Origin of the sequence: Pseudomonas sp. PWP3-1b2 (assembly GCF_049896045.1) — a bacterium.
GTDB lineage: Bacteria > Pseudomonadota > Gammaproteobacteria > Pseudomonadales > Pseudomonadaceae > Aquipseudomonas > Aquipseudomonas antarctica_B.
Window position 1 is genome coordinate 74,597 of the sequence record NZ_JAFCTN010000028.1, and the last position, 10,543, is coordinate 85,139.

At 59.8% G+C, this 10,543-nt stretch carries 12 protein-coding genes; 5 read left to right on the forward strand and 7 right to left on the reverse strand.

Annotated features, from left to right (window positions below; genetic code table 11):
* Nucleotides 1–84: 84 nt before the first annotated feature.
* Together ACP7A2_RS18420 and ACP7A2_RS18425 are read right to left on the reverse strand one after the other, a co-directional pair.
* A complete protein-coding gene (locus tag ACP7A2_RS18420; RefSeq protein WP_426135357.1) occupies nucleotides 85–1,431 on the reverse strand; it encodes a heavy metal sensor histidine kinase in 1,347 nt (448 codons plus the stop codon).
* Nucleotides 1,428–2,108 carry a heavy metal response regulator transcription factor gene (locus ACP7A2_RS18425; RefSeq protein WP_426135358.1) on the reverse strand — a complete coding sequence of 227 codons (681 nt, stop codon included), beginning with the start codon at nucleotides 2,106–2,108 and terminating at the stop codon, nucleotides 1,428–1,430. The genes ACP7A2_RS18420 and ACP7A2_RS18425 overlap by 4 nt, the downstream gene beginning before the upstream one ends.
* A 156-nt stretch (nucleotides 2,109–2,264) precedes the next feature.
* Between ACP7A2_RS18425 and ACP7A2_RS18430 the strand changes: the two genes are divergently transcribed.
* On the forward strand, nucleotides 2,265–2,777 hold the full coding sequence (locus ACP7A2_RS18430) for a cupredoxin domain-containing protein (protein ID WP_426135359.1): 513 nt from the start codon (nucleotides 2,265–2,267) through the stop codon (nucleotides 2,775–2,777).
* Between the two features lie 69 nt (nucleotides 2,778–2,846).
* On the forward strand, nucleotides 2,847–3,677 hold the full coding sequence (gene queF, locus ACP7A2_RS18435; protein ID WP_426135360.1) for an NADPH-dependent 7-cyano-7-deazaguanine reductase QueF: 831 nt from the start codon (nucleotides 2,847–2,849) through the stop codon (nucleotides 3,675–3,677).
* Between the two features lie 165 nt (nucleotides 3,678–3,842).
* Here the strand turns inward: queF and ACP7A2_RS18440 are convergent, their stop codons facing one another.
* Nucleotides 3,843–4,109: a DUF4404 family protein gene (locus ACP7A2_RS18440; RefSeq protein ID WP_348062587.1), complete on the reverse strand. Its 267-nt coding sequence runs from the start codon at nucleotides 4,107–4,109 to the stop codon at nucleotides 3,843–3,845.
* Nucleotides 4,110–4,219: 110 nt separating this feature from the next.
* Nucleotides 4,220–4,828, reverse strand: coding sequence for an HAD family phosphatase (locus ACP7A2_RS18445; RefSeq protein WP_426135361.1), 609 nt, complete (start codon nucleotides 4,826–4,828; stop codon nucleotides 4,220–4,222).
* A gap of 247 nt (nucleotides 4,829–5,075) precedes the next feature.
* Between ACP7A2_RS18445 and ACP7A2_RS18450 the strand changes: the two genes are divergently transcribed.
* Nucleotides 5,076–5,714 (forward strand): MlaA family lipoprotein, encoded by a 639-nt coding sequence (locus ACP7A2_RS18450; RefSeq protein WP_426135364.1) that lies wholly within the window; start codon nucleotides 5,076–5,078, stop codon nucleotides 5,712–5,714.
* Nucleotides 5,715–5,777: 63 nt separating this feature from the next.
* On the opposite strand, the gene ACP7A2_RS18455 is transcribed toward ACP7A2_RS18450, so the two are convergent.
* Nucleotides 5,778–6,074: a PilZ domain-containing protein gene (locus ACP7A2_RS18455; RefSeq protein WP_426135362.1), complete on the reverse strand. Its 297-nt coding sequence runs from the start codon at nucleotides 6,072–6,074 to the stop codon at nucleotides 5,778–5,780.
* A gap of 276 nt (nucleotides 6,075–6,350) precedes the next feature.
* Here ACP7A2_RS18455 and rssB point away from each other — a divergent pair, with 276 nt between their 5' ends.
* Complete coding sequence (rssB, locus tag ACP7A2_RS18460; RefSeq protein WP_348060792.1) at nucleotides 6,351–7,532, forward strand: two-component system response regulator RssB; 1,182 nt, start codon at nucleotides 6,351–6,353, stop codon at nucleotides 7,530–7,532.
* Nucleotides 7,532–8,014, forward strand: coding sequence for an anti-sigma factor antagonist RssC (gene rssC / locus ACP7A2_RS18465; protein WP_003172602.1), 483 nt, complete (start codon nucleotides 7,532–7,534; stop codon nucleotides 8,012–8,014). Before rssB ends, rssC begins: the two co-directional genes overlap by 1 nt.
* 200 nt (nucleotides 8,015–8,214) lie before the next feature.
* Here the strand turns inward: rssC and tal are convergent, their stop codons facing one another.
* Both tal and dusA read right to left on the reverse strand, forming a co-directional pair.
* Nucleotides 8,215–9,141: a transaldolase gene (gene tal / locus ACP7A2_RS18470; RefSeq protein WP_375067713.1), complete on the reverse strand. Its 927-nt coding sequence runs from the start codon at nucleotides 9,139–9,141 to the stop codon at nucleotides 8,215–8,217.
* Between the two features lie 399 nt (nucleotides 9,142–9,540).
* Entirely contained in the window at nucleotides 9,541–10,506 is a 966-nt protein-coding gene (dusA, locus tag ACP7A2_RS18475; RefSeq protein WP_426135365.1) for a tRNA dihydrouridine(20/20a) synthase DusA, read from the reverse strand.
* Nucleotides 10,507–10,543 lie beyond the last annotated feature (37 nt).

The following is a 10,543-nucleotide window of genomic DNA, read 5'->3' on the forward strand; positions in this document are numbered from 1 at the left end:
CAAGCCAGCTCCCACAGTTTGAACTGTGAATGCAGTCAAAATGTGGGAGCGGGCTTGCTCGCGAAGGGGCCGGCCCGGCTTGCATCAAACTCCCTTCGGCAGCTCAATCACAAACCGCGTCCACCCCACTCTCGACTCACAAAAAATCCTCCCCCCGTGCGCCCGCACAATCGACTGGGTAATCGCCAACCCCAGCCCCGCATGCTCGCTGCTGCCTTCATGGCGCGCAGGGTCCGCCCGGTAAAAACGGTCAAACAGCCTCGGCAGTAACTCCGCTGGAATACCGTCCCCGGTGTTCTCAACCGTAAGCCTCACTCCGTCTTCGATCCGCACCCGCACTTCGCCACCCACCGGGGTAAACCGCAGCGCGTTATCCAGCAGGTTCGACAGCGCCCGGCGTAACATCCCGCGATCACCCATCGTCTGCGCCGTCCCCTCGCGGATCAGGCTGACCTGCGCGTCCTCCGCCAGCAGCGCAAAGAACTCCAGCAACGCATCCACGTCATCCTCCAGCGCCAACGGTTCGCGCTTGGGCATCAGCAAGCCGTGATCCGCCTTGGCCAGGTACAACATGTCATTCACCAATTGCGCCATCCATTGCAGCTCTTCCAGGTTGCTGTGCAGCGCCTCGCGGTAATCCTCCAGCGGGCGCGGCTGGGTAAGGATGACTTGGGTGTGGGTCAGCAGGTTCGACAGCGGCGTGCGCAGTTCGTGGGCGATGTCGGCAGAGAACGCCGAGAGGCGCTGAAAGGCGTCGTCCAGGCGACTCAACATGGCGTTGAAGGCCTGGGCCAATTCGGCCAGCTCCACCGGCATTTGCTGCTGGGGCAGGCGTTGCGTCAGCGAATGAGCCGACACACCGGCCGCCACTTCACCCATGCGCCGCAGCGGTCGCAGCCCGCTGCGCGCGGCCCAGGCACCGAGTAGCGCAGTTGCCAGCGCCGAGAGGCCGACGGTCAGCCAGATCAAATGCTGCATACGCTGCAGGAAGTGCTGGTGATGGGTGATGTCGAGCATCAGGCTCAGTTGCGGCGAATTCGGCTGGCCTGGCTGCAACGGCACGTTATACACACGGTATTCGGTGCCGGCGTTTTGCAGGCTGTGCAAGCCGGGCGCCTCGGGCAAGGTGACGCCGGGCGCCGCGTCGTACCAGCGTTGACCGGCGGCGGTGATGCGCAAGGCCAAGTCAGGCTGGCGATTGAGCTCGGCACGCAGTTGCGCTTCACGCTGGGCGAACAGCTGCGGCGTGTCGACACCCTGCAATGTACTGCGCAGCGCGAGCAATTTGCCGTCGAGCAACTGCTGGTCCAGCTCGACAAAATGCGCCTCGCTGGCGTGGTTGAACAACACTCCGGCGATCAGCGACACCACGGCGGTGCAGGCGGCAAACAGCAGCGCCAGACGGCTGGCCAGGGACAGGCGCTTGATCAATTGAAACGCTCCTCCAGCACGTAACCCATGCCGCGTACGGTGTGGATCAGTTTGTTAGGGTAGTTGTCGTCGACTTTCAGGCGCAGGCGGCGGATCGCCACTTCGATGATGTTGGTGTCGCTGTCGAAATTCACGTCCCACACCTGGGAGGCGATCAGCGACTTGGGCAGCACCTCGCCCTGGCGGCGCAGCAGCAGTTCCAGCAGGGAGAACTCCTTGGCGGTGAGGTCGATGCGCTGGCCGTCCCGTTCGACGCGGCGGCGGATAAGGTCCAGGCGCAGGTCGGCCAGTTGCAGCGCAGTTTCCTGCGGCGCGCTGCTGCCACGGCGCAACAGGCTGCGCACCCGGGCCAGCAGTTCAGAGAAGGCGAACGGTTTGACCAGGTAATCGTCGGCGCCCAGTTCCAGGCCGTGCACGCGGTCTTCCACCGCGTCGCGGGCGGTGAGGAACAGCACCGGGATGTCCAGGCCGGCGCCTCGTACCGCTTGCAGGATTTGCCAGCCATCGCGACCCGGCAGCATCACGTCGAGGATCAGCAAGTCGTAATCGCCCGTCAACGCGAGGTGCTGGCCCGTGCTGCCGTCGGCCACCAACTCAGTGGTAAAGCCAGCCTCGGCCAGGCCCTGGCGCAGGTAGTGGCCGGTTTTGGGTTGGTCTTCGACGATCAGCAATTTCATGGGCGGCTCTTGGCAACAGGTGACGAGGGGCTTTATACCGTGGGTATCGGCGGCAGGGCGCAAGCTGACAAAGTTGTAATCTAGCAGTCAGCTCGCTGGCAGCCGCGCAATCTTAGAGTGCTGCCAGAATTGATCCCACATTTTTGGAGAATAGAGATGGCGTTGCGTAAACCCCTGTTGCTGGCGGTGTGCCTGCTTGCGTTGAGTTTCGATGCAGTGGCGGACGCAGCGCACACTTACGCGTTCGGTCAGCCGGCACCGGCGAGCGAAGCCACGCGCACCGTGCAAGTGACGCTGCAGGACATTTCCTTTTCGCCCAAGTCCCTGGACGTCAAAGCCGGTGAGACCGTGCGCTTTGTGCTGGTGAACAAGGGCCAGTTGCTCCACGAATTCAACCTGGGCGATGCGGCGATGCACGCCGAACACCAGAAGGAAATGTTACAGATGCAGGCCAGCGGCATGCTCACCGCGACCGGCATGGGCCAGATGGACCACGCCGCCATAGGCCATGGCGCGATGAAACACGATGACCCCAACAGCGTATTGGTGGAGCCCGGCAAAACCGCCGAGCTGACCTGGACGTTTACCAAAGCCACCGGCCTGGAGTTTGCCTGCAACATTCCCGGGCATTATCAGGCGGGCATGGTCGGCAAGCTCAACGTCGATTGATCCGGCGGCGCTTAGGTGCGGGGGCAAAGGCTGGTAGACTGGCGCGGTTTATTTAGCCAGGTTTCCGCCATGCATCCCGCAGCCGAACATTCGCCGCTGGGCAAGTCCAGTGAATACATCTCCACTTACACCCCGTCGTTGTTGTTCCCGATCCCTCGCGCGGCCAAGTGGGCCGAACTCGGCCTGAGCGCCGAGACTCTGCCTTATAAAGGTGTGGATTTCTGGAACTGCTTCGAACTGTCCTGGCTGCTGCCATCGGGCAAGCCGGTGGTGGCCATCGGTGAATTCAGTATTCCGGCCGACTCGCCGAACATCATCGAGTCCAAGTCGTTCAAGCTGTACCTCAACTCGCTGAACCAGACCGCGTTCGCCGACGTCCAGAGCCTGGAAGCGACCCTGCGCACCGACCTCAGCGCCGCCGCCGGCAAGCCGGTGACCGTACGTATCCGCAGCCTCGCCGAGATTGAGGCTGACGGCGTGATGGCATTGCCGGGTGCGTGCATTGATGACCTGGACATCAGCGTCAGCAACTACGAGCACCCGCGCCCGGAATTGCTGCGTTGCGATGAGTCGCGCTGTGTGGAGGAGAGCGTGCACAGCCACCTGCTCAAATCCAATTGCCCGGTCACCAGCCAGCCGGATTGGGGCAGCGTGGTGGTTGAGTACCGTGGCCACGCGCTGGATCACGCCAGCTTGCTGGAATACATCGTGAGCTTTCGCCAGCATTCGGACTTTCATGAGCAGTGTGTAGAGCGCATCTTCCTGGACTTGCAGCGCCTGCTGAAGCCGGAGAAATTGACCGTGTATGCGCGGTATGTGCGGCGCGGCGGGCTGGATATCAACCCGTATCGCAGTACTGAGGATGTGGCGTTTCAAAACGTGCGTCTGGCCCGGCAGTAGCCTTCACACAAATCAAATGTGGGAGCTGGCCTGTGTGGGAGCTGGCTTGCCTGCGATGCAGACACCTCGGTTTTTCAGTTGCGCTGAGGTGATGCTATCGCAGGCAAGCCAGCTCCCACACAGACCAGCTCCCACATTGGTTTTTGTGATTGGCTTGGGCTCGGATTAGATCCCGATATTGCCCAAGGTGATCATGATATTGCGCAACGTCCCGGAAATGACCGGGTGCTCATCGTCGAACTCAATGGCTGCTTTATTCACATCGTCGGAGATGCTGGGCGTTTGAGTGGCCGGCTCAAGTTCAAGTTGCAGTTCAAACTTGGCAATCAAGGCTTCCAGCGCTACACGTTTTTCTTCCGAAAGCGGAGGTTCCTGTTGTAACTGCCCGCGCAGAATTTCGACCTGTTCTTCCAGTTTTTTGCGATCAGGCATAGCGTTCTTCCTTTTATCGATAGGCACTGGCATAGACCGCGGCACGCCGCGAAAGGTCTACGCGCTGACCTGTAGATTAATCTACCGGCGCCGACTGTGCATGATCTCTATCAGGGCTTCTCGCCTTTGAGCTGGCGCAGGCTGATGTCCGCCAGGCACGTGCCCAGCTCGCCAAGGTGGTCGATCACCGAATGCACCCCCAGCCCATACAGCGCCACCGTGGCTTTACCGCGCTTGTACTCGCGTTGTTGTTCGGTCAGCGCTTGCCATGGCTCGGGTGCCAGGCCGCACAGCGAACCGCAGGAGGCCAGGCCGATGGTCCACATCCCGGCGTTCAGGCCGGCTTGCAGTAAGCGCGGCTCACCGCTTACCAGTACGCAGCCTTCCAGGCGTTCGATGTTCAATTCCATCAGGGCTTGCCAGCAGGCATGCGGCGCCGGCCAGCGGATGGAGGAGGGTGAGGCCGCCTTGATCCAGTCCGGCAGCACAGCGGCGAGCGGGGTGGTGATCGAGGCGGGGAGTTCATCCAGCCAGGCGCAGGGCACGCCCTGATCCTTGAGGCTGCGCAGAATATTCAGCGCGCCCGGTGTGGGCTGGGCGTCGGGGGAGGGCGAATCGGTGCGCGCCAGGGAACCAAAATCCACCAGGCAGCCACTAAGGCCAAATAGCACGGCAGTCAAGGCGGGTGCGCTGGCGACGGCAGTTTCGGCGTTAGGCATCTCGACATCCCTGAAATAGCTCTGACGCTATCCGGCGGGTATGACAAGCAGATGACACTTGCGCTTAATTGTAGGAATTTTGTTCTTTTGACGCCTGACCTTTCCTTGCTGCTGCCTAATTTGATACTTCCGTCATATACTCTCGTTCTAATTCAGGGCATAGCGCCCATGACAGACCATTCAAGGAGCAAAAGCTATGCGCTGGAGCCACTATTTCGCTCAGCTATCTGTGTGTGCCACCGTCCTCATGGCGCCGTTCGCCGTTCAGGCAGCGTCGGAAGACGATCCATGGGAAAGCATCAACCGCCCGATCTTCACCTTCAACGATACCGTTGACACCTACGCCCTCAAGCCGTTGGCCCAGGGCTACCAGTTCGTCACCCCGCAATTCATGCAGGATGGCGTGCACAACTTCTTCCGCAACATCGGCGACGTCGGCAACTTTGCCAACGACGTGTTGCAGCTCAAGCCACACGCGGCCGGTGTCGACACCGCGCGCTTGCTGGTAAACACCACCCTTGGTGTGCTGGGCTTTGTTGATGTCGGCACCAAAATGGGCTTGCAGCGCAACGATGAAGACTTCGGTCAGACCCTCGGCCACTGGGGCGTGGACAGCGGTCCTTACGTGATGCTGCCGCTGCTTGGCCCAAGCACCTTGCGTGATGCGCCGTCCAAATACGTCGACAGCTACACCCAACCGTATCGCTACATGAACGATATCGGCTGGCGTAACAGCACCTTCGGCCTGAACATTGTTGATACCCGTGCCAGCCTGCTCGACAGCGAGAAGCTGATCACCGGCGACAAATACACCTTTATCCGTAACGCCTACCTGCAGAACCGTGAGTTCAAGGTTAAAGACGGCAAGGTTGTAGACGACTTTTAAGCCGTGACGTTTTGAAATGAAAAAAGGCGACCTCAGGGTCGCCTTTTTTATGCGTGCGATTTTTTAGTGCATTTTCAAGATCTTGAGGCCCAGGTGTTGGTCTTCTCCGCTGGCCTTGACCCACACCACTTCGGTGTCGGCCTCTAGGCCCTTAAGTGCAGCGTGCTCGGAGTCGATACGCACCGTCAGCTGGTCGCCCACCTGAAATTGGCGTGGGGCCTGTACTTGCATGCCGGAGCTGGAAAGGTCCACGCAAACCCCCGCAATCTCTTGCCCGGCGTGGATCAGCGATACATCGGCATCAACCCGCATGCGGATGAAATCGCGTTTTTCGGCGTAGTCGCGCTCGTGTTCGCTCACAGGTTTTATCCTCACTTTGCGTTGTGGTTGTGACTGTTCTTATAACTCCCGGTGATTTGCGGTGTAAAGACGCCCGGCGACCATCGGCATGAGCTTGAAACCCCTGACGGATGGGAGTACCGTCTGCGCCTTAGAAGGGCACCTCTGCTTTACCGTTGTGCGTGGGCAAAAAGCCCGTGCTTTGTAGGACAGAGAGGCTAGAAAGCGAATCCAGTACGTGAGTCCGGCCATTGCCGAGCCGCCTACGCCAACCTAATTCTGGCGCCGTTTGCCCACATGCAAAAAACCAGTGCCACGCTGCTGATAATCGATGACGACGAAGTAGTGCGCGCGAGCCTCGCGGCCTACTTGGAAGACAGTGGCTTCAGCGTCCTGCAGGCCAGCAATGGCCAACAGGGTCTCCAGGTATTCGAGCGCGACAAGCCCGACCTCGTGATCTGCGACCTGCGCATGCCCCAAATGGGCGGCCTGGAGCTGATTCGCCAGGTGACTGAGCTCGCCCCGCAGACGCCGGTGATTGTTGTGTCCGGTGCCGGCGTGATGAACGATGCCGTAGAGGCCCTGCGCCTGGGCGCCGCCGATTACCTGATCAAGCCTCTGGAAGACCTGGCAGTGCTGGAACATTCGGTGCGCCGCGCACTGGATCGTGCACGCCTGTTGAACGAGAACCAGCGTTACCGCGAAAAGCTCGAAACCGCCAACCGCGAACTCGAAGCCAGCCTCAACCTGCTCCAGGAAGACCAGAACGCCGGTCGCCAGGTGCAGATGAACATGCTCCCGGTGAGCCCGTGGACCATTGACGAGTTCAAGTTCGCCCACCAGATCATCCCGTCGTTGTACCTGTCGGGTGATTTTGTCGATTATTTCCGTGTAGACGAGCGCCGTGTGGCGTTCTACCTGGCCGACGTTTCCGGCCACGGCGCGTCTTCTGCTTTTGTCACCGTGTTGTTGAAATTCATGACCACACGGCTGCTGTTTGAATCCAAGCGCAATGGCACCTTGCCGGAGTTCACCCCCTCCGAGGTGCTGGGCCACATCAACCGGGGCTTGATCAGCTGCAAGCTGGGCAAGCACGTGACGATGGTCGGCGGCGTGATTGATGAAGAAACCGGTCTTTTGACCTACAGCATCGGCGGTCACCTGCCGATGCCGGTTTTATACACTCCAGACAGTGTGCGCTATCTGGAAGGGCGTGGTTTGCCGGTGGGCTTGTTCAATGAAGCCACCTACGAAGACCACATTCTGGAATTGCCGCCGACGTTCAGCCTTACGCTGATGTCCGACGGTATCCTGGACCTTCTCACAGAGCCTACACTCAAAGAGAAAGAAGCTGCCTTGCCCCAAAAGGTCAAGTCAGCGGGCGGCAGCCTGGATGGCCTGCGGCAGGTTTTTGGATTGGCCACGCTAGGGGAGATGCCGGATGATATCGCCCTATTGGTGTTGAGCAGGAATCTTTGATGAGTACCGGAAGAATCCAGTTCGCCGAGCAAGACGGGACCTTCGTCCTGAAATTTGTCGGTGAAGTGCGCCTGACCTTGTGTTCAGCGCTGGATGCGACGATTGAGCGGATCTTCACAGCGCTGAACTTCTCGGCGATCGTGATCGATCTGACCGAAACCCGCAGCATCGACAGCACCACCCTTGGGCTGTTGGCCAAGTTGTCCATTCTGTCTCGGCAGAAGGTCGGCCTGTTGCCGACTGTCGTCACCACCCACGAAGACATCACCCGGCTGTTGCAGTCCATGGGTTTTGACCAGGTGTTCAACATCGTTGACCGCCCGATCCCCTGCCCGGAATGCCTGACCGACCTGCCGTCGCAGGACCAGTCTGAAGAAGTGGTACGGGTGAAGGTGCTGGAAGCGCACAAAATCCTGATGGGCCTGAACGAGTCCAACCGCGAAGCCTTCCACGACCTCGTGAACGCCTTGGAACGTCACTGATCCCACTATTGGGACTACATTCCAACTGTGGGAGCTGGCTTGCCTGCGATAGCGGTATGTCAGCCACCCATTCATGACTGACCCACCGCCATCGCAGGCAAGCCAGCTCCCACCTGTTGAACGGTGACTGGCTTTAAGATCAGCGGGCACAAAAAAGGGCGGCACCCGCGAGGGTGCCGCCCTTTTTGCCATCGCCTGCCTTACAACTTGGCAGTCAACAGCGCCTCCAGCTTCTCCTGGTCCCGAGCAAACTGACGAATACCTTCCGCCAGCTTCTCAGTCGCCATCGCATCCTCGTTGGACTCCCAACGGAACTGCGCTTCAGTCAAATGCACCCGCGCTTCACCGGCTTGCCCTGGCGCCAACTTGCGTTCCAGCTTGCCTTCATCTGCCGCCAGCTTCTCCAGCAGGTCCGGGCTGATGGTCAGACGGTCACAGCCGGCCAGCTCTTCAATCTGGCTCAGGTTACGGAAGCTCGCGCCCATCACGACCGTCTTGTAGCCATTGGCCTTGTAGTAGTTGTAGATGCGCGTCACCGACTGCACGCCCGGATCATCGGAACCGGTGTAGTCGTTGCCATTGGCCTTCTTGTACCAGTCGTAGATACGGCCCACGAATGGCGAAATCAGGAACACACCCGCTTCAGCACAGGCCACAGCCTGGGCAAACGAGAACAGCAGCGTCAGGTTGGTCTGAATACCTTCTTTTTCCAGCTTCTCCGCCGCGCGGATGCCTTCCCAGGTGGAGGCGATCTTGATCAGCACGCGATCACGGCTCACGCCAGCTTTGTCGTACAGGTCGATCAGACGGTGCGCACGCTTGAGAATGGCGGCTTCATCGAACGACAGGCGGGCATCCACCTCAGTGGAAATACGGCCCGGCACCACTTTGAGGATCTCCTGGCCGACGGCTACCGCAAAACGGTCGCTGGCCAGGCCCACGTCACCGTTGCAGTCCTTTACGCACTCATCCAGCAGCTTGGCATAGCCCGAAATCGACGCGGCCTTGAGCAGCAGGGAAGGGTTGGTAGTAGCGTCTTGCGGCTTGAGCTTGGCGAGCGTAGAAAAGTCGCCGGTATCGGCTACGACGGTGGTGAATTGCTTGAGTTGTTCCAGCTTGGAAGTCATGGGCGTGCTCTGTCCTATGGGTCTGATGACATTACCCGAGCGCCGACAGGCGCTCAAGGGCGCAAATGCGTTCGATCGTTTGCGAGGGCAACATCCTGAAAACAGCCGTTTGAAAGCCCGGCCTACCTGCTCAATAGGAGGCCAAATCAGCCAGCAGGTTCAACCCAAGTTCCCCCGGACACATCAGCCCCCTGTGAGCGCTGGCTAGCCCGCAACGACGGCCCACCACCATCTCCCCGCCATACATAAATCCAATTGTGGGAGCTGGCTTGCCTGCGATGACGCCTCAACAGCCTCCACCATCTCCCTGACATACACCCATCCAACTGTGGGAGCGGGCTTGCTCGCGAAAGCGCTATATCAAACTCCAAATAACTGAACTGACCCCCAACCGCTCAATCACCGACCTTCCAGCAAAGCCCCAGCCTGATCCAGCAACGCCAACGGATCACTCGCCTTATGAATATCCACCGACAACAACTGCCGAAACCTGCGCGCCCCCGGAAAACCGGTCCCCAACCCCAACACATGCCGCGTAATGTGGTGCATCGTCCCGCCACTGGCCAAATGCTCAGCAATATAAGGCCGCAACTGCGCCAACGCCTCAGCCCGACTAATCACCGGCGCCTCACTGCCAAACAACCGCTGATCCACCTCCGCCAACACATACGGATTGTGATAAGCCTCCCGCCCCAGCATCACCCCATCAAACGTCTGCAAATGCGCCTCGCACTGCTCCAGCGTCTTGATCCCACCGTTAAGCACAATCTCCAACTCAGGAAAATCCTGCTTCAACTGCGCCGCCACGTCATAGCGCAACGGCGGAATGTCCCGATTCTCCTTCGGCGACAACCCCTCCAGAATCGCAATCCGCGCATGCACCGTAAAACTGGCACACCCCGCATCCCTCACCGTCCCGACAAAATCACACAGCTCGGCATAACTGTCCCGCCCATTGATCCCGATACGATGCTTCACCGTCACCGGAATCGACACCGCATCCCGCATCGCCTTCACGCAATCGGCCACTAATGCCGGGTGCGCCATCAAAATCGCGCCGATCATATTGTTCTGCACGCGGTCGCTCGGGCAACCGACGTTCAGGTTCACTTCGTCATAACCCGCAGCCTCAGCCATGCGCGCGCACGCGGCCAGGTCAGCGGGGACGCTGCCGCCCAGCTGCAACGCCAGCGGGTGTTCGGCTTCGCTGTGACGCAGGAAACGCTCGTGGTCGCCGTGCAGGATTGCGCCAGTGGTGACCATTTCTGTGTAGAGCAGGGCGTGTTTGGAGAGCAGACGCAGGAAGTAGCGGCAGTGGCGGTCGGTCCAATCCATCATGGGTGCAACGCTAAAGCGCCGAGACAATGCGGGGCTTGATCCTGCTGGGCTAAAGCTCTGTTTA

What these genes read in the sequence shown, in the direction of transcription:
- tal (WP_375067713.1), bottom strand. Translation starts at nt 9,141, where the DNA reads ATGACTTCCAAGCTGGAACAACTCAAGCAATTCACCACCGTCGTAGCC.
- ACP7A2_RS18450 (WP_426135364.1), top strand. Translation starts at nt 5,076, where the DNA reads ATGGCGCCGTTCGCCGTTCAGGCAGCGTCGGAAGACGATCCATGGGAA.
- queF (WP_426135360.1), top strand. Translation starts at nt 2,847, where the DNA reads ATGCATCCCGCAGCCGAACATTCGCCGCTGGGCAAGTCCAGTGAATAC.
- rssB (WP_348060792.1), top strand. Translation starts at nt 6,351, where the DNA reads ATGCAAAAAACCAGTGCCACGCTGCTGATAATCGATGACGACGAAGTA.
- ACP7A2_RS18445 (WP_426135361.1), bottom strand. Translation starts at nt 4,828, where the DNA reads ATGCCTAACGCCGAAACTGCCGTCGCCAGCGCACCCGCCTTGACTGCC.
- ACP7A2_RS18425 (WP_426135358.1), bottom strand. Translation starts at nt 2,108, where the DNA reads ATGAAATTGCTGATCGTCGAAGACCAACCCAAAACCGGCCACTACCTG.
- ACP7A2_RS18430 (WP_426135359.1), top strand. Translation starts at nt 2,265, where the DNA reads ATGGCGTTGCGTAAACCCCTGTTGCTGGCGGTGTGCCTGCTTGCGTTG.
- rssC (WP_003172602.1), top strand. Translation starts at nt 7,532, where the DNA reads ATGAGTACCGGAAGAATCCAGTTCGCCGAGCAAGACGGGACCTTCGTC.
- ACP7A2_RS18440 (WP_348062587.1), bottom strand. Translation starts at nt 4,109, where the DNA reads ATGCCTGATCGCAAAAAACTGGAAGAACAGGTCGAAATTCTGCGCGGG.